Genomic DNA, 24,151 nt, shown 5'->3' on the forward strand with positions numbered 1-24,151 from the left:
GCGGGCATGCGGAACCGGCAGCCCTGGCGTCGGGGGGTTGCCGCCAGGACCGCCGGGGCTGGGGGAAGGTCAGAGACCGAGGCCCTTGTCGCGCAGCCAGGCGGCCGGGTCGACGCCGGTGGCCTGGCCGTCGGGGTGGACCTCGAGGTGGAGGTGGGCGCCCGTCACGTTGCCGGTCGCGCCGACGCGGCCGATGACATCGCCGGTGCTGACCTTCTGGCCGACGCTGACGTTCATCGAGGACTGGTGGCAGAACCACAGCTCGGTGCCGTCGTCGAGGGTGAGGACGGTGCGGTACCCGTAGGCACCGGCCCAGCCCGCCTCGGTGACGGTGCCGGAGTGGATCGCGTAGATCGGCGTACCGGTGGAGGCCGCGAAGTCGAGGCCCGTGTGGTAGCCGGAGGACCACATGGAGCCGGGCTGACCGAAGGTGCCGGTGAGCGTGTAGGAGGCGACGGGGAGCTTGTAGCTCTTGGCCAGCTTGGCGAGGCGCTCGGCCTCGGCCTTGCGCTTGGCCTCCTCCTCGGCTGCCTTCTTCTCGGCGGCGGCCTTGGCCTCGGCGGCCTTCTGCTGCTCGGCGGCCTCTTCGGCGGCCTTCTGCGCGGCGGCCTCCTCGGCCGCCTTGCGCTCGGCCTCCTCGGCGGCGGACTGCTGCGTCTCGGCCTGGGCCATGATGCGGGCCCGCAGGGCCTCGCCCGCGTCGGACTGTCCCTGCGCGCCGTCGGTCACCGTGGTGAGCGGGGCGGCCTGGGCGGCCGGCGAGGAGTCGGACCCGGAGTCGGCGGAGTCGTCCGAGCCGGATATGAGCGCGCCCACGCCCGGCAGCGACTTGGCCTCGGGCAGCGAGTCCTTGACCGCGGACAGGTCGGGCATGGAGAGCGAGACGGCGGGCTTGCCGCCCTGCGCGGTCGCGATGCCGCCGGCTCCGACAGCGGCGATCACGCCGACGCCGAGAACCGTGGAGCTGCGCGCGAGTCCACCACGCTGACGGGCCACGCGGTGACGGCCGCGGACGGGTCGGACGGACTCCTCGGTGGGGTTCCACTCCTCCCAGTTCTCTCGCTCGACGCCGAAGTCGTCAGACGCTTCGGCGGAGCCGTAGGAGAACTCGGGGGCAGGACGGTTCGACGCCACGGGGGCGCTCTCCTTTCCTTCCTTCTCGCCTACCGGGTTAGCTGACGGGTTCGGAGCAGGAAGGTCTCCTACGGGCGTAGACGTACGCACATGCGTCGCTACGGTCCGATTCACCCCAAGTTGGTGGTTCCCCGGCTCCCTTGCGGGATTAAGCGCGTGCGCGCGGAGCCGACTCTTGTGACGGCTGGGACGACCGCGCTGCGTTATCGAACGTTAATAGACAGCCGACACGATTTCCAAGCCGTTCCCACTGATCGTTCACGTCTTTGGCCTGGACTTATCAGGGCACGAGCGGGCGGAATCGGGCGAGTTGACCCCTCGTCGGAGGGCACGGATCCGCCACGACTTTCTGACGCTGTATCAATTGTTATGCGCAGGGGTGCCGTTCGATCACCCCCCGTGATGTCGATCAAGGACGGCGTACGGCGAGCAGCGCCATGTCGTCCCGCGCGCCCCCTCCGGTGTGCGCGCGGACCTCCTCGGCGACCTCCGCGAGCAGCTCCTCCGGCCCGGCGAACCTCCGCCCCGCCAGCCGGTCCGCCGGGTCGTAGAAGACGCCGTGCACGTCGCGCGCCTCGGAGAGGCCGTCGGTGTAGAGCAGCAGCGTGGCACCGGCGGGGAACGTCTCCTCGGTCGCCCGGTCCGGCCAGGTGCCCAGCGCGCTCAGGCCGAGCGGCAGCGCGGCCTCACCCGGACCGAGCGTCCGCAGCGTGCCGTCGCCGTGCAGCAGCAACGGCTCGGGGTGCCCGCGGTTGAGCACCCGCACCAAGCCGGTGCCGTACGGGAACTCGGCGAGCACCGCCGTCGTGAACCCCTCGAAGTCGTCGACACCGCTGCGCCGCGTCCCCTCGCGGGCCAGCGCCCGCTCCAGGCGCCGGGCCACGTTCTCCAGGCTGCCCTCCTGCTCGGCGGCCTCGCGGAACGCGCCGATGACGACGGCCACCGCCGACACCGCGCCCATGCCCTTGCCCCGTACGTCGCCGACGACGACGCGCACCCCGTGCGGGGTGTCCTGCACCGCGTAGAGGTCCCCGCCGATGAACGCGCCCGCCTGCGCGGCCTCGTAGCGAACGGCGACGTCCAGGCCGCCGGTCCGGCCGGGCGGGGCGGGCAGGACGGCGCGCTGGGCCGCCTCCGCGATGTGCCGGGCGGAGGCGAGCTGTTCGCTGCTGTGCCGCACGATCCGGTTGATGAAGCAGGCGAGCAGGCAGACGGTGGCCACCGTGACCATCTCGGTCACGACGTCGGAGCCGAAGTCGTTCGTGAAGCGCAGATGGACGGCGACGATCGCCGCGATCGAGGCGACCCCGGCCAGGATCGTGGCGCGCATCGAGAAGAACGGGGCCGCCACCAGTGGCGCGGCGCTGAACAGGGGGGAACCGGCGAAGCCCGCCGGGGTGCCGTACTCGTAGACCGCGCCGCCGATGACGAGGAGTGCGGGGAGGACGCGCAGGACGGTGCGCAGACCACCGTTGCCCGGTGCGTGTGCGTGCCGCCCGCGTCGCTGCCCCACCGCTTCGTCTCCTGCCGCCTGCGCGCCCGAGTGTCCGGCGTCTCCCCAAGGTTTCCCGGGGCGGGCCGCGGCGGCGAGCAGTGCTGGGCCGTCCGGGTGCACGGTGGCAGCGGGATTTCGGCGAACAAGGCGAACAAGGCGAACAAGATGAACGAGGCGAACAAAAAAGAAGCGAGGCCGGAATCTTGGAAGATTCCGGCCTCGCTCTATCAGTAGCGGGGACAGGATTTGAACCTGCGACCTCTGGGTTATGAGCCCAGCGAGCTACCGAGCTGCTCCACCCCGCGCCGTTGAATGCAACAGTACGCCATCGGTGGAGGTAAACGCGAATCGGTTGCCGGGAGGCCCTCCTGGTCAGGCGGCCCGCGCGTGCGTGAGGGTCTCCCAGGCCACGAAGAGGTCGTCCGTTCCCTCGGGCCGTTCCTCGCGAGTGAGCCGGGTGGTCTGCGGCAGATCCATCCTCAGCCGCCCCCGCAGGTGCGCGAGGCCCACCTCGGTGTCCGGGCCCATGTCCCGCTGCACCTTGCCGCCGCACAGCCAGGCGGGGGCACTCGCGCCCAGCTGGTACTTGGAGTGGAACTCCAGCGCGGCCGCGAGCCGGTCCTTCACCTCGCCGTAGAGGTCGAGGCCCTGGTGCCAGGCGGTCTCGGCCATGTGCGAGGTGGCGGCCAGCGAGTAGCTGGCGTGCTTGAAGTTGCGGCAGGTCTCCTGGGCGAGCCCGTCCTTGAACGTGGTCTGGCCGAACCAGTACGTGTGGATCTTCTGCGGGGTGTCAATGTCGCTGCCCTCGGGCTTGACCGGCAGCTTCCCGTCGGAGGACAGATAGAAGTAGGCGGGGACGCGGGTGCGGAAGTGGTGCACCGCCTTGTCGAAGGACGGCTTGTCGTTCAGGTACACGGCGATGCTCATCGTGGCGTCGGCCATGACGAGGTCCCAGTTCCCGTTGAAGTCGGCGGACCCGCCCCGCACGACCGGCAGGTAGACCTCCCGCAGCATCCGCTGGAACTTGAGCTCCCGCCCGTCCGGCCAGCCGTCGTACGTGTACTGCATCAGCTCGGCGGCCTTGGCCCAGGAGGTCGCGGCCCAGGCGGTCTGCAGCCCGGCGTTGCCCTCCGTGTGCTTCTTCACCTTGTCCGACCAGGCGTCCATGATCTGCACGGCCTTCTCGGCGTGCGCCTTCTTGCCGGTCATGTTCCAGAGCAGGGCCTGGGTGTACGCGGCGATGGCGTCCTCGCGCTCCTCCACGCAGCCCTGCCCGGGGCGCGTGTCCGGCGGGCACTCCACCACCGCATACGGCTTCGCCTTGTAGGCGAGGTCCGCGTACTTGCTGCGGCTCATCTGCCGGTACGCGGACAGCCACGGCTCCTGCCGGTGCGCGACGTGCTGCCGAGCCGCCGTCAGCTGGGCCTTGCCGACCAGGACCCCGGGGTGGGCGAAGGTCTGGCCGGTGGGACGTTTCTCGGGACGGTCGGCGATCTGCGCACGGGTGGCGGCCGCGCCGCCGCATGCCGTGGCGCCGGCCATCAGGGCGGGAATCAGCAGTCCCAGAAGAACGGCTCGTGCCCGCGTGCCCGCTGCCATGCAACACCTCCGGTTCGGTCACTCGAAGCGTGACCCGTGGGGGCGGGCGGCGCAGGATCTGTTGAGCCGGTCGGGAGCGCACGGCGGGTCAAGATTCCCCCAAGCGGCATTTCCTGAGGTGGCGTCAGGGGCCGGGGCGGGGGCCCGGTGCCGGGCGCCCTTGTGCGGAACACTCCCGTCCATCGGGCTCCGGTGGGAAAATGGCGGGGTGAAGCGCCCGGATCTCGACGACCTCGTGCGGCTGCGGCGGGCCCGCGACCGCATGGACCGCGACTACGCCGAACCGCTCGACGTGGCGGCTCTGGCCCAGGACGCCCTGATGTCCGCGGGCCATTTCTCCCGCAGCTTCCGCGCCGCGTTCGGCGAGACGCCGTACAGCTATCTGATGACCCGGCGGATCGAGCGGGCGAAGGCGCTGCTGCGGCGCGGCGATCTGTCGGTGACCGAGGTGTGTTTCGCGGTCGGGTGCACGTCGCTCGGCACCTTCAGCACGCGGTTCACCGAGCTCGTCGGGGAGAGCCCGAGTGCGTACCGGGCGCGGGAGCACGGGGCGGACGCCTCGCTTCCGGCCTGCATGTCGAAGATCCACACGCGGCCGCTCAGGAACCCGTGACTCCTTCGGTGCCGGACGGGGCCCAGACTCCCGCGCGGGCCGCCTCGGCGACGGCGCGGGCGGCGCGGGCTGCCTCGGTGTCCGTCAGCGGGCGGCCGGTGTTGAGCAGGGCGTAGTAGAGCGGGGCCGAGACGGCGGCGACGACCGCGTCCGGGTCCGTCCCGGCCGGGATCTCCCCGCGGGCGACGGCGTCGGTGACGCAGCCGGCCCACTCCTCGATCCGCACGGCGTAGAAGCGGTGCAGTGCCTCGGCGGCCTGCTCGTTGCACAGGGACGCCGCGATCAGGGCCTTGAACAGGCGGCCCTGGCGGGGATCGGTGAGGGTCGTCACGACCAGGCGGGCGTTGGCCCGGAGGTCGCCCTCCAGGGTGCCGGTGTCGGCGCGGGGCAGTGACTGCTCCGCCATGTCCGCGAGCAGGTCGGCGGCGAGGGCGCCGGGGCTGCCCCAGCGCCGGTAGACGGTCGTCTTGCCGACGCCGGCGGTACGGGCGATCTCGCCGAGGTCCAGGGCGTCGAAGCCGTCGGCGGCAAGGGTGTCGCCCGCCGCCTGGAGCACGGCCTCGCGGACCCGGGCGGTGCGGCCGCCGGGGCGCTGGGTGCCGGGGGCTGCGGCGCTGCCGGGCATGGGGGCTCTCCTTCGTCGTTCGTGGGCGCTCGTCTCTCGACCGGCGCCCTCACAGAACTCAGCTTATCGGAACCACAGTTCCCTTACTAGCCCGAGGCGTGCTACGTTCCGGCGTAACGGAACCACAGACCCATTACTCCTCGGCGTTCACACGTCCACGCGTTCACGGAAGGGGCTGTACGCCCATGTCCACCACCGCACCCACAGACGCGCGGCAGCATGCACCGCAGGCCGCGCCCCCGGCGGAGCGACTGCCCGGCCGGATGAAGCTGGTCCTCGCCGTCCTCCTGGTCGCCCAGTTCATGCTGGCCGTCGACTTCTCGATCCTGAACGTCGCGCTGCCCGCGATCGGCGACAGCCTCGGCTTCTCGCTCTCCGACCTGCAGTGGATCGCCACGTCCTTCGCGCTCTCGGCGGCCGGCTTCACCCTCTTCTTCGGCCGGATCGGCGACCTGATCGGCCGGAAGAGGATCTTCATCGGCAGCCTCGCGCTGCTGGGCGCCGCCTCGCTCGCCGGTGGCCTCGCGACCAGCCCGGAGGTGCTGCTCGCCGCCCGGGTCGCCCAGGGCCTGGCGACGGCGGCCGCCACCCCGGCCGGCCTCGCCCTCCTGACGACCTCCTTCGCCGAGGGCCCGCTGCGCCAGAAGGCGCTGGGCATCAACGGCGCGCTCATGTCGGCCGGCTTCACCACCGGCGCGATCCTCGGCGGCGTCCTGACCGACCTCCTCTCCTGGCGCTGGGCGTTCTTCCTGAACGTGCCCGTCGCGCTGGCCGTCGTGGTGATCGCCCCGGCCGTCGTCAAGGAGTCCCGGCCCACCGACCGCCCGCGCCTCGACCTGCCCGGAGCGCTCACCGTCACCCTCGGGCTGCTCGGCCTCGTCTACGGGCTCACGCAGGCCGGCGAACGCGGCTGGACCCACCCGCACGCCCTGCTCGGACTCGGCGCGGGCGCGCTCCTGCTCGCCGCGTTCTTCCTGGTCGAGCGGCGGGCCTCCGCGCCCCTCGTGCCGCTGCGCACGCTCGGCCGCCGCACCGTGGCCTGGGGCAACGTGCTCGGCCTGCTCGCCTTCGTCACCGAGACGTCCCTCGTCTACCTGCTCACCCTGTACCTGCAGAAGACCCTGGGCTTCTCACCGCTCGCGGCCGGCGTCACCTTCGGCGTCCTGGGGCTCGGCACGGTGGCCGGCGGGCTGCTCGCCCCGCGCGTGATCGCCCGGACCTCGACCCTCACGGCCCTGGTGGCGGGCGGTCTCGTCCAGACGGTCTTCACCGCGGCGCTGCTCTTCCTCGGCACGTCGACCGGCGCCTCGCTCGCCCTGCTGCTGCCCGCGACCTTCTTCGGCGGCGTCGGCAACATGCTCGTCATCGTGGGCTTCATGGTCACCGCCACGAGCGGGCTCCCCGACGCCGAACAGGGCCTGGCCACCGGCCTCGCCTCCATGGCGCAGCAGGTCGGCATCACGCTCGGCACCCCGGTCATGTCCGCGGTGGTCACGGCGGCCACGGCGGGAGCGACCACGGCCTCGGCCGTCCACTCCGGCGTCACGACGGCCATCGCGGTGAACGCGGGTCTGGTCCTCCTCGGTGTCGTCCTCGCGGCGCTCTTCCTGCGACCCCGGACCTGAGCCCCCGCTCCCGGTCCGGGCGCTGAAGTTTTCTCCGGATCCCCTTCCCTGGATACCCCAGGGGGGTATATGTTTCTGATCGTCGCCCCGAGCGGGCGGCGCCCGAAGACGGATCAGAGCGAATCAGAGCCCAGGGAGTCGTCATGACGAACCACCACGCTGCTCACGCCGGCCACGCAGGTCACACCGACCACTCCGCCCATGCGGGTCACGCCGGTCACGGCGCTCAGGCCGGCGGCCTGTCGGTCTCCGAGAGCGGATACACGCTGGAGCTCGACGCGACGATCCTCGGCGCCGGCCCGCAGACGATCACCTTCCGCGTGACCGGCCCCGACGGGCGGGCCGTGACCGAGTTCGTGCCCGAGCACGAGAAGGAACTGCACTTCATCGCCGTACGGCGGGACACCTCCGGCTTCCAGCACGTGCACCCGGTGCGGGACGAGAAGGGCGTCTGGACCACGGAGCTGACCCTGACGCCGGGCGACTGGAGGTTCTTCACCGACATCCACCCGGCCGGCCACACCGGCACCCTGACGCTGGGCGCCGACGTCGCGGTCGCCGGCGCCTACGACCCGCAGCCCCTCCCCGAGGCCACCGGCATCGCGCGGCTCGGCGACTACGCGGTCACGCTCGACGGCTCGCTCCGGGCCGGCGAGACGAGCGAGCTGACCCTCACCGTCAGCCGCGACGGCCGGCCCGTCACCGACCTCGAGCCGTACCTGGCCGCCTACGGACACCTCGTGGCCCTGCGCGTCGGCGACCTGGGCTACCTCCACGTCCACCCGGAGGGCGCCCCCGGCGACGGCGTCACCGCGCCGGGTCCGGAGATCTCCTTCATGGCCGTCGCGCCCTCGGCCGGCACGTACCGCCTGTACCTGGACTTCCAGCACGAGGGCGTCGTCCGGACCGCCGAGTTCACCGTGCGCACGGCGCCGAAGACCGCCGACGCCGAGACGGGGCACGGCGACCACAGCCACGACGACGCCCACGCCCACCACGGCCACCACTGACGGGCCCGGCACACATACCCCCCTCCCCTACCCCCGTCCAAGAACCCCGAGAACTCCCAGGAAGGGAGCGCAAGCAATGCCCCGCCTCACCAGCCTCACCCCCGAGACGGCCGTCGGCGCCTCCCGCGACCTCCTCGCGGACCTGGTCGCCCGGCACGGGCAGATCGGCGACATGGTTTCCACGATGGCCCACTCACCGGCCGTCCTGGGCGGATACCTCCAGCTCAGCCGGGCCATGGGCCGCGCCAAGCTCGACCGCCGGATCAGCGAACGGATCTCCGTGGCCGTACAGGCCCAGCAGGGCTGCGGGCTCTGCCTGGAGGCCCACATCGCCGCCGCCCGCGCGCTCGGGGTGGACGAGGACGAGATCGAGCGAGCCCGGGCGGGCACCTCGGCCGATCCCGCGATCGCGGCGATCGTCGCCCTCGCCCTCCAGATCCACCGCGAGCCGACGTCGATCACCGACGACCAGGTCACCGCGCTGCGCGCGCACGGCTACAGCGACCGCGCGATCGCCGATGTCGTCGGCGTCGTCGCCCTGAACGTCCTCACCGGCGCCTTCAACCTCCTCGCCGGCCTCACCCCGGGAGGTGACGCCGATGCCTGACCGCGACACCCCCGCCTGTACCCGCGGGGCACGGCCCCCGCCCCGGGGCCGTGCCCCACCACATGCACACGGAAGGAACCCGTCATGCGACTGTTCGCGATCCGCGACTACCGCCACCTCTTCGGCGCCCAGGTCATCGCCCTCTTCGGCACCGGGCTCACCACGGTGGCCCTCGGCCTGCTCGCCTACGACCTCGCGGGCCCCCGCGCCGGCACGGCCCTCGGCACCGCCCTGACCATCAAGATGGTCATGTACGTGGTCATCGCCCCGCTGGCCGCCGCGTACATCGACCGGCTCCCCCGAAGAGCCGTCCTCGTCGCCCTCGACGTGCTCCGCGGCGCGGTCGTCCTCGCGCTCCCGCTGGTCAGCGAGGTCTGGCACATCTACGTCCTGATCGGCCTGCTCCAGGCCGGTTCCGCCGCCTTCACCCCCACCTTCCAGGCGGTCATCCCCGACATCGTCACCGACGAGTCCGCCTACACCCGGGCGCTGTCCGCCTCCCAGGTCGCCTCCACCATGGAGAGCCTGCTCAGCCCCGTCCTCGCGGCCGTCGCCCTGACCTTCATGAGCTTCGACCGGCTGTTCCTCGGCACGTCCGCCGGGTTCCTCGTCTCGGCCCTGCTCGTCCTGTCGGCCCGCGTCCCCGACGCCCGCCCCTCCGCCCACACCAGGGCCTGGGACAAGGCCGCGGCAGGCATCAGGACCTTCGTCACGACCCCGCGGCTGCGCGGCGTCATGGCGCTGAACCTCACGGTCGCGGCGGCCGGTTCGATCGTCGTCGTCAACACCGTCAACTACGTACGGGACGTCCTCGGCGGCTCCCAGTCGGACGTGGCCTGGATGCTCGCCGCCTCCGGCACCGGAACGCTCCTGGCCGCCCTCGCCCTCCCCCGCGTCCTCGACCGGATCGCCGCCCGCACCGTGATGCTCACCGGCGCCGCCGTCCTCGTGGCCGCGACCACCGCCGCCGTCACCGTCGTCACGACGGGCCTCACCACCTGGACCGGCACCGCGGTCGTCTGGGCCACGACCGGCATCGGCATGGCGCTGATCATCACCCCGACCGGCAAGGTCCTGCGCGCCTCAGCCGGCCGCGCCGCGATCCCCGAGATCTTCGCCGCCCAGTTCTCCCTGTCCCACCTCGCCTGGCTGATCACCTACCCGATCGCCGGCCGGCTCGGCACGACGGCCGGCTTCCCGCTCGCCTGGACCGTCCTGGCGGCCCTCGCGGCCGCAGGCGCCGTCGGAGCCCTCCTCCTGTGGCCGCGCCACGACACCGGTGAGACGGGCACGGCCCCGGCCCGTCTGGACCGCTCCACGCTGACCAAGGCCGCATGAGACACCGGCCGCACACGCGCCGGAACGCCGACGCCCGCCCGTCCCCGCACAGATCGCGGGGGCGGGCGTTCCGGCGTCGGTGACAGTGGCGCCGACGGCGGTCAGGAGTTGAGGACCCGGGCCTTCTCGGCCGCGAACTCCTCGTCGGTCAGGAGCCCCTGGGCCTTGAGGTCGGCGAGCGCGGTGAGCTGGGCGACCCGGTCCGTGGCCGCGGGCGGTCGCGGCGGCGCGGCGGGGGCCTCGGCCGGCGGCGGTGCCTGCCAGCCCGCCTGGGCCTCCTCCTGGCGGCGCATGTCCCGCTCGGCCATGCCGCGATTGACCCTGTTGGAGACCGCGGAGGCGGTGCCGGAGATCACCGCGGTGCGGGCGATGGTGCCGAGCAGTCCGGGCCGCCCGAAGCGTTGAGGCATGCCGAGTTCCCTTCCCATGGCGTTCAGGACTCACCTGTTCCGCGAGGTACGGGTCACGTGCCGAGGGCGGCGACCGCCTCGGCGACGCTGGTCCTGGGGATGCGCTCCAGCATCACGATCTCGCCGCCCGAACCGCGGATCGCGGCGCCGAGCCGGGCGGCCCAGGTGTTCTCCCAGGCCACGACCGCGGCCGAGGACTCCGGCGGGAGCCCTTCGGCGACGGTGCGCAGGTCCTCGTCGCTGAGCAGGTCGAACTGGGACCCGGCGACCTGGCCGAACGCCGCCGCCACCGCCGGGTCGGTGAGCTCGACGACGTCGACGGAGCCGTCACCGGTCTTCCGTACGAAGGTCAGGTCGAGGATGCGGACGGTTCCGTCCCGCTGCAGCTCCTGCAGGGCGGGCACGACCTCGCCGTTGAACCGGTTGCCCTCGAAGGCGATCACGGCGACGTCCACCGGGCCGACGGTGTCGGCGTTGAGTTCACTGAGCACGGAGATGCACCTTTCCAGCCCGGCGGTCAGGCGAGCAGCTTGGCTTTCGCCTTGCCGAACTCCTCGTCGCTCAGGGACCCGGATTCATGAAGCTCGGCGAGTTTCGCGAGTCTGGCGATGTCATCGCCCCCACCGGCGCCCGAATTCGCCTCGCCGGCCGTCTTGCGAATGTAGTCCTGGAAGGCCGATTCCCGGTCCTTCGCCTGTTTCACGTCCCGCTGCCCCATGCCCTTGCCGCGGGCGATCACGTAGACGAACACCCCGAGGAACGGCAGGACCAGGCAGAAGATGAGCCAGCCCGTCTTGCCCCAGCCGCTCATGTCGTCGTCCCGGAAGATGTCCATGATCACCCGGAAGAGCAGGAAGAACCACATGATCCAGAGGAAGAAGAACAGCATCGTGAGGAACAGGTCCAGCAGCGGGTAGTCGTCCATGAATGCCTCTCTTCCGCCCTGCGACAGGGTGGTTCTGAGAAGTATTCACGGCACTTTCGGGCCGCGCATTTCGAGATCCGCGCCGCCGTGGTCGCCCCGGAAACGCGGTCACCCGTCCGGCGTAATCCGGCGCGCCGACCCCGCTTTCCGCGGGTCCCCTGGCAGTAGCGGAATCGGCGCGGTGCGGGGTGCCGGGCCCGCCGCCCCGCACCCGTGGAAGGTTCCTGATCACATGGCTCATGCCGACGCGGGCACCGCACGCCGGATGACCGGAACGCTGTTCATCGAGCGGGACTTCAGGAGTCCGAGCTCGACCCGCTTCTGGGGACTGCTCGTGCTCGCCTCGGTCATCGCGAGCGCCGGCGTGGTGGGCGACTCCACCGCCACCGTGATCGGCGCCATGATCGTCGCCCCTCTCATGACACCGATCCTGGGCAGCGCCCTGGCCCTCGTCCTCGCCGACCGCGCGCAGGTGACGCGCTGCGCCCTGCTCGTGCTCGGGGGCGCGCTCGCCGTCGTCGCGGTCGGCATGCTGCTCGGCTGGATCGCGGCTCCCCCGGACGCCTTCGCCTCCAACAGCCAGGTCTCGTCACGGATCAGCCCGCGCCTCATCGACCTGCTCGCCGCCCTCGCCACCGGCACGGTCGGCGCGTTCGCGCTGGTCCGCGCGGACATCTCCGACACGCTGCCCGGCGTCGCCATCGCCATCTCGCTGGTGCCGCCCCTCGCCGTGACGGGCCTGCTCATCACGGTCGGCCGCTACCACGACGCGAGCGAGTCGGCGTTGCTGTTCGCGACCAACGTGGCCGCGATCGTGGCGACCGGGACCGTGGTGTTCCTGCTGTACGGAGTGCGGGGCGCGGCCCAGGAGTCCGGCATCGCCGTGGGGCGCTTCCACGGCCGCACGCTCGTGGTGGTCGCGGCCGTGGTGCTGCTGATCGCGGTGCCGCTCACCACCGGCACCGTGTCCGTGGCCCGGGACCGCGTACTCGCGGCCGACGCCCGCCCGGTCGCCGAGAAGTGGGCCGCCGGCCACCAATGGCAGATCGCCTCGGTCGAGGCCCGCAACGGCGTCGTCGTCATCGGTGTCCTCGGCCTGCCGCCCCAGCCCGCGCCGACCGCACTGCGCACCGCGCTCGACCGCAACGGCATGAGCGACGCGGACCTCGAACTCCATCTCGTCGGCGGCCGCACCCACTGGTGCCCGGCCGACGGCTCGACCTGCACGGTCAAGGACAGCTCCCTGAGCTGAGGGCCCGCCCACCGTCCGCGCTCGTAGGCCCTACCGGGCGTCGATCTCGGCGATGAGCCCCTCGATACGGGTCCTGATCTCGTCGCGAATGGGGCGCACGGAGTCGAGCCCCTTGCCTGCCGGGTCTTCCAGCGCCCAGTCGAGGTACTTCTTGCCCGGGAAGACCGGGCAGGCGTCGCCGCAGCCCATGGTGATGACGTAGTCGGACGCCTGAACGGCCTCGGTGGTGAGGATCTTCGGGGTGGCAGCGGAGATGTCGACGCCGGCTTCCTTCATGGCCTCGACGGCCGCCGGGTTGACCTGGTCGCCGGGGATCGAGCCCGCGGAGCGGACCTCGATGCGGTCACCGGCGAGGTGGTCGAGGAATCCCGCGGCCATCTGGGAGCGGCCGGCGTTGTGGACGCAGACGAACAGGACGGACGGCTTGTCGGCCATGGTGGGCGTTCCTTCTGGTCGCAGGGCGGGCCGGCCGCCACTACCGATGACTTCAGCCCCTGCTGATATCAGCAAGCAATGATGTGACAGTATCAGCGCATGCTGACTTCAGTCGACGCTGATGTGATCCGGGTACTGGGCGATCCGCTCCGCCTGAAGATCGTGACCTTGCTGGCGCGCGAGACGCTGTGCACGACGCACCTGGTCGAGGAGACCGGAGCCAAGCAGACCAACCTGTCCAACCACATGAAGGTGCTGCGCGAGGCCGGGCTCGTGGACACCGAACCGTGCGGGCGCTTCACCTACTACAAGCTCAGGCCCGAGGTCCTGGCCGGCCTGTCCGAACAGTTCGCCGCACTGGCCGAGTCCGCCCGCGCCGCCGCCGCGAACAAGAGGGCGTGCCCGTGACCGCCGCCGAGCCCACCACCGCCCCCGCTCCGTCCGATGCCGGTGACGACTCGATCGTCAGGAAACTCTCCACCCTCGACCGCTACCTCGCGGTGTGGATCCTGCTCGCCATGGCCGTCGGCCTGGGCCTGGGCCGCCTGATCCCGGGGATGAACGACGCGCTCGCGAAGATCGAGGTCGGTGGGATCTCCCTGCCGATCGCGCTCGGTCTGCTCGTGATGATGTACCCGGTCCTCGCGAAGGTCCGCTACGACCGGCTCGACCGCGTGACCGGCGACAAGAAACTGATGATCTCCTCGCTGGTCATCAACTGGATCGTCGGCCCAGCGGTGATGTTCGCCCTCGCCTGGATCTTCCTGCCGGACCTGCCCGAGTACCGCACCGGCCTGATCATCGTCGGGCTCGCCCGCTGCATCGCCATGGTCATCATCTGGAACGACCTGGCCTGCGGCGACCGTGAGGCAGCGGCTGTTCTCGTTGCCCTCAACTCGGTTTTCCAGGTACTGGCGTTCGGGCTGCTCGGCTGGTTCTACCTCGACCTGCTGCCCCGGTGGTTGAACCTCGGCGACGGCCAGGGTCTGGACGTCCCTGTCTGGCACATCGCGCTGAACGTCGTCATCTTCCTGGGCATCCCGCTCCTGGCCGGCTTCCTCACGCGCCGCATCGGCGAGCAGAAGCTGGGCCGCGGGCGCTACGAGACCGACTTCCTTCCGAAGATCGGCCCCTGGGCCCTGTACGGCCTGCTGTTCACGATCATCGTCCTCTTCGCCCTCCAAGGGAAGACGATCACCTCGCAGCCGGTCGACGTCATCCGCATCGCCCTGCCACTCCTCGTCTACTTCGCCGTGATGTTCTTCGGCACCTTCCTCCTCGGCAAGGGCCTCGGCCTCGCCTACGACCGCACGGCCACCCTCGCGTTCACGGCGGCGGGCAACAACTTCGAGCTGGCGATCGCGGTCGCCATCGCCACGTTCGGGGTGACCTCCGGGCAGGCGCTGTCCGGAGTCGTCGGCCCACTGATCGAGGTGCCGGTCCTGATCGGACTCGTCTACGTGGCCCTGGCCTGGCGCAGGAAGTTCGGCGCCGACGCGGTGACGACGGCCCCGTGACACGGCTCGCGGATGCGGTGGTGATCGGCGGGAAGGCACTCTGGAACCCAGGTCAGGCCGACGGACGCACAGCCAGCACCTGCCCCATCGCCGCGAGCACCGCCGGCTCGACCCGGTAGTAGACCCAGGTCCCGCGCCGCTCAGAGGTGAGCAGTCCGGCATCCTTCAGCTTCTTCAGATGGTGGGAGACCGTCGGCTGCGAGACGCCGACGTCGGAGATGTCGCACACGCACGCCTCCCCGCCCTCGTGCGAGGCGACCAGGGAGAAGAGCCGCAGCCGCACCGGGTCGCCGAGCGCCTTGAACATCCGGGCCGCGACCTCCGCCTCCTCCGCGGAGAAGGGCCGCTCCGTCAGCGGCGGGCAGCAGGGCGCCACTCCGTCAGCCTCAAGAACGGGCAGCTCCACAACCTCTGAATTCGACATACGTCTATGTTGACACTCGTCGATACAGGTGGCAAGCTCCAGCACATCGGCAGGCATCGACAAGTATCGAAACAAGAGCGGTCGTGACGACCGTCCTCCGCACCGCGCTCACCGCTTCCCGGGCCCGCCGCACCGCCTTCATCCACGGCCGCCGCCCCTTCGCCCCTCAAGGAGACCGAGCGTCATGAGCACCCAGCAGCTCCCCGTCGTCGTCATCGGAGCCGGCCCCGCCGGACTGGCCGCCGCGGCCCACCTGGCCGAACGCGGCATCGACACCCTCGTTCTGGAGGCGGGCACCAGTGCCGGCGCGGCCGTGCGGGAGTGGGGCCACGTGCGACTGTTCTCCACCTGGGGCGAGGTCGTCGACCCCGCCGCGGAGAAGCTGCTGACCCCCACCGGCTGGACCCGCCCCGACCCGGCGACGTACCCGTCCGGCGGCGACTGGGCCGCCCTCTACCTCCAGCCGCTCGCCGATGCGCTCGGCGACCGCGTACGCACCGGCGCACGGGTCACCGGCGTCTCCCGCGCCGGCCGGGACCGGATCGTGGACGCCGACCGCGACGAACAGCCCTTCGTCGTCCACATCACCCACGCGGACGGGCACGAGGAGCGCGTCCTCGCCCGCGCCGTCATCGACGCCTCCGGTACCTGGGCCACCCCGTCCCCGGCCGGCGGCAGCGGACTGCCCGCGCTGGGCGAGCGCGCCGCGTCCGACCGGATCTCGTACCGCGTCCCCGACTTCAACGACCCTGCCGTACGGGCCCGTTACGCGGGCAGACGCACCGCCGTCATCGGCTCCGGCGCCTCCGCCTTCACCGCCCTCGCCTACCTGGCCGACCTCGCGAAGGCCGCCGATGGCACCGGCACCAAGGGTGTGTGGATCCTGCGCCGCGGTATCAGCGGCTCCACGTTCGGCGGTGGCAGCGCCGACCAGCTCCCCGCCCGGGGTGCGCTCGGTCTGGCCGCGAAGGCAGCCGTCGACGAGGGCCACGCGGACGCCGTCACCGGCTTCCGTACCGAGGCGATCGAGCGGGACACCGAGGGCCGCCTGATCCTCGTCGCCGACGACGGCCGCCGGCTCGACCCGGTCGACGAGGTCATCGTGCTGACCGGCTTCCGCCCGGACCTGTCCTTCCTCTCCGAGATCCGGCTGCGCCTGGACGAGCGCCTCGAAGCCCCGGTCGAGCTGGCCCCGCTCATCGACCCCAACCAGCACTCCTGCGGCACCGTCTACCCCCACGGCCACCGCGAGCTGTCCCACCCGGAAGAGGGCGTCTACCTCGTCGGCATGAAGTCCTACGGCCGCGCCCCGACCTTCCTCGCCCTGACCGGCTACGAGCAGGTCCGCTCCGTCGTCGCCGCGATCGCCGGCGACACGGACTCGGCCGACCGCGTCGAACTCACCCTCCCCGAGACCGGTGTGTGCGGTGGTGCCGGCCTCTTCGACACCTCAGTCGCCGAGGAGGACTCGGCGGGCGGCTGCTGCGCACCGGCCCCGACCCTCATCGAGCTCGGCGCCGTCGGCACTCTGCGGGCCCCCACCTCCGGCGGCTGCTGACAGGCACCCGGTCAGCCGGCGGAATTGTTCTGTGTCGCCGCGCGTGCTGCGGTGAGGGCCCGCTGCCTGATGTCGCCGAACAGCTGCATCGTGGTGGCGGCCAAGACATCGTCCCTGCCGACGGTCCGCCCGTCCCCCTCACGGACGGCCAGGGACCGGAGGGAATCCTCGATGGCCGGGGGCGAGGCCGGCTCGCCCGGCAGCATCAGGGTGACCGAACCGAAGCGCTTGATCCCACCCTCACGGACGACCATGGCCGCGTCCCGGGCAAGGTTCGTCAGGAACACGCTCGCGGTTGCGTCCAGGTCGCGAACGACCGCCGGGACAGCCCTCACCCCCCGACTCCTCAGCAGCTTCCTGACCCCGCCCTCGAACCTGTGGGCGCCGACCACAGCACTGGATCTACGCGACCCGCGCCGGGGTGCAGGCACGACGACACCCTCGGCGTCGTACCGGACACCGTTCAGGCCCCGAAACGTCGGGCTCTGACCGAACCACTCACCCGCCACCTCCAACTCGACGTTCCGGTCGATCGCCGCGACAAAGTCCCCCGGGACCAGCTTCCTCCGCCCCTCCTCCGCCGCCGCCCTCCGCGCGCCGTCGACGATCCCCGTCAGCACGGTCCGCGCCACAGAGGCGGCGGCCAGCACGGCCGACCGGGAGACATGCAACGGCGTCACGTCCCGGAACACCGCTTTGACGAGAGGCGACTTGAACGGCACGAAGCTCGTGGTCGAAGAGGTCTCAGGATCGCCGCACTCGGGGCGGGCCGGCTCTGCGGTCATGGGAAGGAAGGGTCCCTACTGTCGGAGTCGAAGCGGTGCCTTACAAGGGCTGGCAGACAATCATGATCCGCATCACCATCACCATCACCATCACCATCACCCTCACCACCAGCAGAACCGCTGAGCCCCCCAGACAAACCGAAAGCCCAGCCAGACAACCGTCTGAGCTGGGCTTTCTCCGTAGACCCTGTGGGACTCGAACCCACAACCAATGGATTAAAAGTCCACTGCTCTGCCAATTGAGCTAAGGGTCCACCACGCCGGCACCGGCCGACGCAACCCCGAGCATAGCCCGAGCCGCCCGGGACGCCGATCGGGTATCGACATCCCGGGGTGTCAGACCGGCTGCGGGCGGGCCGGGTGTCTCAGATGTCCGTGGCTCCGCCGTTCAACTGCGCCACCTGAGTCTCGGTCAGCGCACCCGAGAATGTGTGCACCTCGTCCACGGCCCCGTTCAGGTATCCGCCCCACGCACCGTCGGTCAGGGTCCGCCCGAGCTGAAGTCCGCCCGTGGCCCGCCAAGTGGCCCGCAACGGCGCTCGCGCCGACAGTTGGCCATCGACGTACAGCCGCATCTCGTCGGCCTCCGCGTCGTAGACGAACGCGACGTGCTGGGCCGTGCCGGGCCAGACCGCCGCGTCGGCCGTGAGGGTCGTCGTGGTGCCCGCGCCGTCCGCGTCCCGCACCGTCGCCTCCCATCGGGCGTCCTGCGCCGAGTAGCCCACGGACACGAGCGCGTCATGCTCACCGGCCAGAGAGAACACCGTCGCCGAACGGTCCGCCGCCGACGCGTCGAGCTTCACGTACGACGCGACCGAGAAGCTGCCCGAGGTGTCGACCACAGGGCCTCCGGTCGCCGCGAAGTCGCCGTCCCCGTCCAGCAGGAGGTGCCCCGTGCCGGCGATCGGCTCCTCCGAGGGCGCGCAATCCGGGTCGAGCCCCGGGTCGCAGGAACTGTCGGCCCGGTACAGCGACGCGTCACCACCAAGTGCCAGCCCGGCACCGCCGTCCCGCTCCGGGCTGACGCCGTCCGCCACCTCGTCGAGCTCCCAGTAGCCGGTGCTCCGCGTCGCACGGCGCGCCGCGGCCGCGGCCTCGTCGGCCACGACGATCCGGTCCCAGACCCGCACGTCGGCAAGCGCCCCGTGCCAGTTCGCCGTCGGGCCGTCGGTCCCGAGCGCCCGGCCCAGGCTGAACTGCCCGGCGGTCTCCGCACCGGTGGCTCCCTCGGCCGTCGCGACCTCTCGCCCGTTCACGTAGAGCCGGGCCGTCCGGGCCACCGGGTCGTACACGCCGACGAGGTGGGCCCATTCACCCACCTGCGGGCTCCCGCCCTCGGCCAGTACCCGCGCCCCCGGGGCACCGAAGCCGAACGACCACACACGTGTGCCGTCGGCCCGTGCATGGGTGCCCAGACGGAACGCCTCGGACGACTCATCGCCCTGGCCGGCAGCGGCCATGTCCGTGGTGAGCGCGTCAGGACGCACCCAAGCGCTCACCGAGAACGCCTTGTCGGTGGCCACGGCCGGTGCGCCCGTCGACAGGTAGGCGCCATCGGTCCCGTCGAGCTCCACCGCGCCCGTCACATCGGTCCGGTCGGGCCCGGCGGCGCCGAACTCGACGCCCTCACCGGACGCGGCGGCGTGACCACCGGATTCGGCAGCCGCCTCGGTGCTGCCCGCGGCGTCGGCGAGCTTCCAGGAGGCGACCGGCGCACGGCCGCTGGTCACCCGGAAGCCGTAGTTCGCCGGTGCGCTCAGATTGCCCGCGCGGTCCACCGCCTGGACCTCTACGCTCTTCGGCCCGGCCGTCTCGGGCAACCAGTTCAGGGTCACCGGCCCGCCGGGAACGTCCGGCCGTACCGTCCGTGGCGTGCCGCCGAGGAAGGTGTACCGGTAGCCGACCGCGTCCTCGGACTCCGAGTCGGCGGTGAACAGCCCGTACCGTCCCACTCCGTCGTGCCACACGTCGTCGTCCGGATACTCCTCGGACGACACGACGGGCGGGGCAGGGGCCTCGTTGTCGTACTCGAACTCGCAAGGCCGCTGTCCGCCCGCCGAGCTCCACGGTCCCCACAGGTCTCCGTCGAACGCCCTTACACGCCAGCTCACTTCCGTGAAAGCAGGCACGTCGTCGGGCACGGGCATGCTGAAAGGGCTGCCGTCAGCCTTGAAAGTGGTCGGCCCGAGCGTTCGTACCTGCGACTCCCCCGCATCGTCCGTCCAGGACACCTCGAACTCGGCGCTGACCGACGTGCCGTCCGGGTCGTGCAACACGGCACTCATCGTCGGCCGGGTGCGGATGACAGGCCGCTCAGGGCCCGCCACACACTCCTGACCACCGGTACGCAGGTCGGAACGGGACGGCTGCGCGGGCTGTTGGTTCGCAGCGGCCATCGCGGTCCACGGGACGGCCACGACGGCGGACGAAGCCAGTACGGCAGCGACGGCCGACCGTACGAGGGCATGACGAGGCAACGGGTACTCCCCTCCCCGGGGCCGGCTCCCCACCGGCTCCCGAACATCAGCGGACCGCTGGGGTCCGGTTGCGGGACCTTAACAGCAGCCGCTGACAACAGGATCGTCATTTTCCACAGGCGGCCCGCGGGCCCCGGGGCGCCCGGGCGCCCCGGGGAGGGAACGCTCAGCGCTCCTCAGAGGCAGGGGAACGCAGGAACCAGTGCCGCGCCGACACCCCCCACCACGTCCCGGCGAAGCCGAGGACGACGAGGACCGCGATCGGGGCGTAGTTGAAGGTCTCCCAGGTGACCGGGGAGAGCTGGGGGAGCATGAAGAGGACCGTGATGACGGCGACCCAGGCGACCGCGACGATGCCGATCGGGCGGGACCAGCGGCCCAGGTGCCAGGGGCCGCGCTCGAACGCCTCGCCCTTGCGCAGCCGCAGCAGCGTCGGCACGACGTACGCGATGTAGAGGCCGATGACGGCGATCGAGGTCACGGCCGCGTACGCCGTGACGTTGATGAGGTACGGCAGGCCGAGGACGAGGGCGCCCGCCGCCGCGAGCCAGACGGCGGCGACGGGGGTGCGGGTGCGCGGGCTGACGGTGTGCCAGACGCGGGAGAACGGCAGGGCGCCGTCGCGCGAGAAGGCGTAGATCATACGGGAGTTGGCGGTGACGGAGGCCATGCCGCAGAAGAGCTGGGCGCCGATCACGACCAGGAGGAGGAGCTTGCCGCTGGTGGCGCCGAGCGCGTCGAGGAGGATCTGCGCGGGCGGCGCACCGGTCGGCGACTTCAGGGCGCCCTGGTACGACTGGATCGCGTAGGTGAAGCCGAGGAGAAGGACGAAGCCGGCGATCCAGGAGGTCCAGATCGAGCGGACGATGCCCTTCGGTCCGGCCGTGGACGCGTCGTGGGTCTCCTCGGTCATGTGCGCGGAGGCGTCGTAGCCGGTGAACGTGTACTGGGCCATGAGCAGGCCGATCAGGACGACGTAGAGGCTGTTGCCCCAGCCGGTGTTGTCGACGAAGTGCGTGAAGACGAAGGCCGTCGACTGGTGGTGGTCGGGGACGAGGGCGAGCGCGCCGACGATGACGACGACGCCGAGCACGTGCCACCACACGCTGACGCTGTTGAGGAACGCGACGATGCGGACGCCGAAGGTGTTCAGCAGGCCGTGCAGCAGCAGGATCGCGGCGAAGAGCAGGATCGTGCGGCCGGGCGTCACCTCGAAGCCGAACTGCAGGTTCAGGTACGCGCCGAGGAAGGACGCGGCGCCGAAGTCGATGCCGGCGGTCACGGCGACCTGCCCCAGCACGTTGAACCAGCCCGTGAACCAGGCCCAGGCCGCCGCCGACCGCTCCGGGGCGAGCCGGTGCGCCCAGAAGTACAGCCCCGCGGAGGTCGGATAGGCCGAACAGATCTCGGCCATCGCGAGCCCGACGAACAGCGTCATCAGGCCGACGCCGACCCAGCCCCAGGTGATGAGCACGGGGCCGCCGGTGTTCATGCCGAACAGATACAGCGTCAGGCAGCCGGACAGGACGGAGATGATGGTGAAGGAGACGGCGTAGTTGGAGAAGGCCGACATCCGGCGGGCCAGCACCTGGGTGTAGCCGAGCTGGGCGAGACGCTCCTCGTCCGAGCCGGCGCTCACCGCCGGGCCCTGCGGCCCCGGCGGTGGTTTCCGGTCGATCTCTTCGTTCGCTTCACTTGTCATGCCCCCAGCGATTCCCGTGCCGGGGGCCTGACATGCGGTCGATCAAGGACCGACCGGGCGGCTAGAAGACGCCCTTGTACGCCCACCCGGTCGCGATCTGCGTCCGCGCGGTGAACGACCCGTTCCCCTTGCCGTCGTTGCGGTACAGGTTCCCGCTCTTGTCCCGCACGACGAGGTCGTTACGGCCGTCACCCGTGATGTCGCCGGCCCCCACGATCGTCGTGTACGAGCCGCCCCAGTCGGTGAACACCGTGACCCGGTCCTTCAGGGTGCCGTCGCCCTTGCCGTCGTAGCGGTAGAGGGTGCCGTCCTTGCCACGGGCCAGCAGGTCCCCGAGCCCGTCACCGTTCAGGTCACCCGCGCCGACGATGTGGGTGTAGGTCCAGGCGGAGCGGATCTTCTTGCCCGCGAGCAGCTTGCCGTTGCCGTCGTTGGCGAACACGTAGATGTCACCCGTGGACGCCTTGCGGGCCAGCAGGTCCGTCCGCCCGTCACCGGTCAGGTCGCCGGGCGCGGTCAGCACGTTGTACGCGTTCCAGCCGGTGCCCAGCGAGGTGTGGCTGCTCCCGGGGACGTAGGCGCCGCTGCCGCACTTGCCCGCGTACCGGCGCAGCTCGCCGTCCGGCATCCGCACCAGCAGCTCGGAGCAGCGGTCGCTGCCCATGTCGCCGAACGGCACGGCCACGGTGCCCGCGGGCCAGCCGGATCCGGACTGCTTCCAGTCGAACGTGCCCTTGCCCTCGGTGTAGTGCAGCGTCAGGCCGCCGGAGGAGTTGAGGGTGACCATCTCGCCGAAGCGGAGGCCGCCCTGGTCGTGGTGGCCCTGCAGTCCGCCGGTCAGGTTGATGGTGCCCGTGGTGCCGAAGGTGCCGGTGCCGTCGGCACCGGTCGCGGACAGGGTCCACGTGTAGGCGGCGTTGTAGGCGTAGGCGCCCGCGTCCGTCCGGCCGTCCCACTCCACCTTCGCCGCGGCGTCACCCCCGCCGCGCAGGGTGCGCACCACCTTGCCGGAGCCGTCCTTCACCGTGAACGTCCAGGTGGCGGGCTTGTTGAACTGCCAGGTGCTGTTCCAGGCGGTCGAGGCGCCGTCGCGGCCCTTGGCGTCCAGGGTCTCGTCGTCGACATCCGACTCGATCTTCGTGAGGCTCTGCGCCGGCACGCCGCTCTGCACGACATGGACGGAACCGTCCTGTCCCACGTACGCGATGTCTCCGCCGAACTTGTCCACGGACCAGGTCAGCCGCCGCTGGTCCGCGGTGCCGCCCGCCGGCAGGTCGGCGACGGCGCGTGGGGCCTGCACCGTGCCGGTGTGGAAGTCGGTGAGCACCAGCTTCCCGGCGGTCCGGTCGTGCTGGACGAGATAGCCGTCGCCGACGAGCGCGGGCCCGGACGGCACGGTGATGTTCTTCTTCGCCGTGAGGTCGTAGACCCCGGCAGGGCCGCCGGAACCGCAGTTCCAGTACAGCCAACGCCCCATCACCTGAAGCTCCTTGACGGTGCACGGCGCCCCGGTGGACACGGTCGCCACCGTCTTCTTCGCCTTCAGGTCGTACGAGGTGACCACCCCCGCGCCGGATCCCGGAGTCCACAGCCGCGTGCCCCACAGCGACGCGGCGCTCGTGGTGCGGGTCAGCCGCACGTCCGCCGACCGGTAGGTCTGCGTGGCGTCGACGTACTGCTTGCCGGTGGAGGCGGCGGAGTAGGCGTAGAAGCGGCCGCTGACGTCGGTGAACCGGCCACCGGTGACGGAGGGCTCGTCGGCGGAGTGGTACGAGTCCGGGCCCAGCCAGATCTGCGCCCGCTCGGTGCCGTCGCTGTGGACGGAGAAGTAGCCGACGCTGCCGTCGCCGGTCGCCCGCAGCGGCACACAGCCGCCGGCCGCGTCGCACGGAACGCGTTCGGCGTGCTGACCGACCGCGAACGTCCCCGCGAACCCGCGCCGCGACACGGCCCCCACGGTGGCGCCGTCCGCCGAGACGGTCCGGTCGGTGACGTACTGCTCCCCGTTGGGAGCCCGCTCGACGGTGCTGAGATGACCGCCGGCGAAGTCGATGCCCCAGACGCCGTCCGTCGGGATGACGGTCTCGGCATCCGCCGCACCCACGGGCTGCGCGAAGGTGAGCGAGGCGGCGCCGAGCGCCATGAGCGCGGCCAGCGACACCGACAGAAGACGACCCCGACGAGGCAATGCCCCTCCTTGAACCATGGGTGAACCATGGAGGGTGTGGGGCCCCTCGGTACGAAAGTGAAGGCCCGTGACACGGGCCCCCGGAGCCTAGCAGCGCGCACACGACCGGTGGGCACAAAAAAGCGGGCCCACCTCGTGAAGAGATGGACCCGCTTCAGCACTCAGTGCCGGTCAGTGTCAGCCGTTGCGCTTCCAGCGCGGCTTGTCGTCGCGGCGGCCGAAGGACGAACCGGAGCCGGAGCCGGCGCCGCGGTGGTCGTCACGGCGGCCGTACGGGCGGTGGCCCGTGGCGGGACGGTCGTCGCGGCGGTCACGGTTGAACGGACGGTCGCTGCCCCGGTGCCCGGTCGACGGGCGGTCGTCACGGCGGAAGCCGCCACGGTCGCCGCCACGGTCGTCACGACGCTCGAAGGAACGGCCACCACGGTCGCC

At 71.4% G+C, this 24,151-nt stretch carries 22 protein-coding genes, 2 tRNA genes, 1 pseudogene and 1 riboswitch; of the genes and pseudogenes, 9 read left to right on the forward strand and 16 right to left on the reverse strand.

What is annotated here, in order from left to right; genetic code table 11:
- Nucleotides 1-69: 69 nt before the first annotated feature.
- The 4 genes from ACIBTU_RS03555 to ACIBTU_RS03570 form a co-directional block, all read right to left on the reverse strand.
- Nucleotides 70-1,134, reverse strand: coding sequence for a M23 family metallopeptidase (locus ACIBTU_RS03555; RefSeq protein WP_399124241.1), 1,065 nt, complete (start codon nucleotides 1,132-1,134; stop codon nucleotides 70-72).
- Nucleotides 1,135-1,145: 11 nt separating this feature from the next.
- A riboswitch (cyclic di-AMP (ydaO/yuaA leader) is annotated at nucleotides 1,146-1,299 on the reverse strand.
- Nucleotides 1,300-1,543: 244 nt separating this feature from the next.
- Entirely contained in the window at nucleotides 1,544-2,647 is a 1,104-nt protein-coding gene (locus ACIBTU_RS03560) for a PP2C family protein-serine/threonine phosphatase (protein WP_399124242.1), read from the reverse strand.
- Nucleotides 2,648-2,860: 213 nt separating this feature from the next.
- Nucleotides 2,861-2,934: transfer RNA gene (locus ACIBTU_RS03565), tRNA-Met, on the reverse strand.
- Between the two features lie 67 nt (nucleotides 2,935-3,001).
- A complete protein-coding gene (locus ACIBTU_RS03570; RefSeq protein WP_399124243.1) occupies nucleotides 3,002-4,228 on the reverse strand; it encodes an alginate lyase family protein in 1,227 nt (408 codons plus the stop codon).
- A gap of 262 nt (nucleotides 4,229-4,490) precedes the next feature.
- On the opposite strand from ACIBTU_RS03570, the gene ACIBTU_RS03575 reads away from it, so the two are divergent.
- The gene (locus tag ACIBTU_RS03575; RefSeq protein ID WP_399124807.1) at nucleotides 4,491-4,841 is read left to right on the forward strand and encodes a helix-turn-helix transcriptional regulator; all 351 of its coding nucleotides are present in this window, start codon (nucleotides 4,491-4,493) and stop codon (nucleotides 4,839-4,841) included.
- Here ACIBTU_RS03575 and ACIBTU_RS03580 read toward each other — a convergent pair.
- Nucleotides 4,828-5,466: a TetR/AcrR family transcriptional regulator gene (locus ACIBTU_RS03580; RefSeq protein WP_399124244.1), complete on the reverse strand. Its 639-nt coding sequence runs from the start codon at nucleotides 5,464-5,466 to the stop codon at nucleotides 4,828-4,830. The two genes, ACIBTU_RS03575 and ACIBTU_RS03580, sit on opposite strands and share 14 nt — an antisense overlap.
- A 185-nt stretch (nucleotides 5,467-5,651) precedes the next feature.
- Here ACIBTU_RS03580 and ACIBTU_RS03585 point away from each other — a divergent pair, with 185 nt between their 5' ends.
- From ACIBTU_RS03585 to ACIBTU_RS03600, 4 genes are all read left to right on the forward strand, one after another.
- On the forward strand, nucleotides 5,652-7,091 hold the full coding sequence (locus ACIBTU_RS03585) for an MFS transporter (RefSeq protein ID WP_399124245.1): 1,440 nt from the start codon (nucleotides 5,652-5,654) through the stop codon (nucleotides 7,089-7,091).
- 143 nt (nucleotides 7,092-7,234) lie between these two features.
- Complete coding sequence (locus tag ACIBTU_RS03590; protein ID WP_399124246.1) at nucleotides 7,235-8,101, forward strand: hypothetical protein; 867 nt, start codon at nucleotides 7,235-7,237, stop codon at nucleotides 8,099-8,101.
- A gap of 76 nt (nucleotides 8,102-8,177) precedes the next feature.
- Nucleotides 8,178-8,708 carry a carboxymuconolactone decarboxylase family protein gene (locus ACIBTU_RS03595; RefSeq protein WP_399124247.1) on the forward strand — a complete coding sequence of 177 codons (531 nt, stop codon included), beginning with the start codon at nucleotides 8,178-8,180 and terminating at the stop codon, nucleotides 8,706-8,708.
- 84 nt (nucleotides 8,709-8,792) lie between these two features.
- Nucleotides 8,793-10,046, forward strand: coding sequence for an MFS transporter (locus ACIBTU_RS03600; RefSeq protein WP_399124248.1), 1,254 nt, complete (start codon nucleotides 8,793-8,795; stop codon nucleotides 10,044-10,046).
- A 101-nt stretch (nucleotides 10,047-10,147) separates the two neighbouring features.
- Here the strand turns inward: ACIBTU_RS03600 and ACIBTU_RS03605 are convergent, their stop codons facing one another.
- From ACIBTU_RS03605 to ACIBTU_RS03615, 3 genes are read right to left on the reverse strand one after another with little or no spacing between them, the layout of a single operon-like run.
- Nucleotides 10,148-10,456: an SHOCT domain-containing protein gene (locus ACIBTU_RS03605; protein WP_399124249.1), complete on the reverse strand. Its 309-nt coding sequence runs from the start codon at nucleotides 10,454-10,456 to the stop codon at nucleotides 10,148-10,150.
- Between the two features lie 53 nt (nucleotides 10,457-10,509).
- Entirely contained in the window at nucleotides 10,510-10,947 is a 438-nt protein-coding gene (locus tag ACIBTU_RS03610) for a DUF6325 family protein (protein WP_399124250.1), read from the reverse strand.
- 26 nt (nucleotides 10,948-10,973) lie between these two features.
- Nucleotides 10,974-11,381, reverse strand: a complete 408-nt coding sequence (locus ACIBTU_RS03615) for an SHOCT domain-containing protein (RefSeq protein ID WP_399124251.1) — start codon at nucleotides 11,379-11,381, stop codon at nucleotides 10,974-10,976.
- A gap of 232 nt (nucleotides 11,382-11,613) precedes the next feature.
- Here ACIBTU_RS03615 and ACIBTU_RS03620 point away from each other — a divergent pair, with 232 nt between their 5' ends.
- The gene (locus ACIBTU_RS03620) at nucleotides 11,614-12,633 is read left to right on the forward strand and encodes a DUF389 domain-containing protein (protein ID WP_399124252.1); all 1,020 of its coding nucleotides are present in this window, start codon (nucleotides 11,614-11,616) and stop codon (nucleotides 12,631-12,633) included.
- 30 nt (nucleotides 12,634-12,663) lie between these two features.
- Here ACIBTU_RS03620 and ACIBTU_RS03625 read toward each other — a convergent pair whose 3' ends face one another.
- A complete protein-coding gene (locus ACIBTU_RS03625) occupies nucleotides 12,664-13,068 on the reverse strand; it encodes an arsenate reductase ArsC (RefSeq protein ID WP_399124253.1) in 405 nt (134 codons plus the stop codon).
- 99 nt (nucleotides 13,069-13,167) lie between these two features.
- Between ACIBTU_RS03625 and ACIBTU_RS03630 the strand changes: the two genes are divergently transcribed.
- Both ACIBTU_RS03630 and arsB read left to right on the forward strand, forming a co-directional pair.
- A complete protein-coding gene (locus ACIBTU_RS03630; RefSeq protein WP_399124254.1) occupies nucleotides 13,168-13,476 on the forward strand; it encodes an ArsR/SmtB family transcription factor in 309 nt (102 codons plus the stop codon).
- On the forward strand, nucleotides 13,473-14,585 hold the full coding sequence (gene arsB, locus ACIBTU_RS03635; RefSeq protein WP_399124255.1) for an ACR3 family arsenite efflux transporter: 1,113 nt from the start codon (nucleotides 13,473-13,475) through the stop codon (nucleotides 14,583-14,585). Before ACIBTU_RS03630 ends, arsB begins: the two co-directional genes overlap by 4 nt.
- A 52-nt stretch (nucleotides 14,586-14,637) precedes the next feature.
- On the opposite strand, the gene ACIBTU_RS03640 is transcribed toward arsB, so the two are convergent.
- Nucleotides 14,638-15,009, reverse strand: coding sequence for an ArsR/SmtB family transcription factor (locus ACIBTU_RS03640; RefSeq protein WP_399124256.1), 372 nt, complete (start codon nucleotides 15,007-15,009; stop codon nucleotides 14,638-14,640).
- A 184-nt stretch (nucleotides 15,010-15,193) separates the two neighbouring features.
- On the opposite strand from ACIBTU_RS03640, the gene ACIBTU_RS03645 reads away from it, so the two are divergent.
- Nucleotides 15,194-16,567: an FAD-dependent oxidoreductase gene (locus ACIBTU_RS03645; protein WP_399124257.1), complete on the forward strand. Its 1,374-nt coding sequence runs from the start codon at nucleotides 15,194-15,196 to the stop codon at nucleotides 16,565-16,567.
- An 11-nt stretch (nucleotides 16,568-16,578) separates the two neighbouring features.
- Here the strand turns inward: ACIBTU_RS03645 and ACIBTU_RS03650 are convergent, their stop codons facing one another.
- The 6 genes and pseudogenes from ACIBTU_RS03650 to ACIBTU_RS03675 form a co-directional block, all read right to left on the reverse strand.
- On the reverse strand, nucleotides 16,579-17,352 hold the full coding sequence (locus ACIBTU_RS03650) for a hypothetical protein (RefSeq protein WP_399124258.1): 774 nt from the start codon (nucleotides 17,350-17,352) through the stop codon (nucleotides 16,579-16,581).
- Nucleotides 17,353-17,533: 181 nt separating this feature from the next.
- Nucleotides 17,534-17,606 (reverse strand) — tRNA-Lys (locus ACIBTU_RS03655).
- A 111-nt stretch (nucleotides 17,607-17,717) separates the two neighbouring features.
- Nucleotides 17,718-19,628: a LamG domain-containing protein gene (locus tag ACIBTU_RS03660; RefSeq protein WP_399124259.1), complete on the reverse strand. Its 1,911-nt coding sequence runs from the start codon at nucleotides 19,626-19,628 to the stop codon at nucleotides 17,718-17,720.
- 367 nt (nucleotides 19,629-19,995) lie between these two features.
- Complete coding sequence (locus ACIBTU_RS03665; protein WP_399124260.1) at nucleotides 19,996-21,531, reverse strand: amino acid permease; 1,536 nt, start codon at nucleotides 21,529-21,531, stop codon at nucleotides 19,996-19,998.
- 61 nt (nucleotides 21,532-21,592) lie between these two features.
- Nucleotides 21,593-23,719: an FG-GAP repeat domain-containing protein gene (locus tag ACIBTU_RS03670; protein WP_399124261.1), complete on the reverse strand. Its 2,127-nt coding sequence runs from the start codon at nucleotides 23,717-23,719 to the stop codon at nucleotides 21,593-21,595.
- A 177-nt stretch (nucleotides 23,720-23,896) separates the two neighbouring features.
- Nucleotides 23,897-24,151: pseudogene (locus ACIBTU_RS03675) on the reverse strand (RNA helicase); the annotation flags it as partial.

It is taken from the genome of Streptomyces sp. NPDC050145 (assembly GCF_044460245.1).
Taxonomy (GTDB): domain Bacteria; phylum Actinomycetota; class Actinomycetes; order Streptomycetales; family Streptomycetaceae; genus Streptomyces.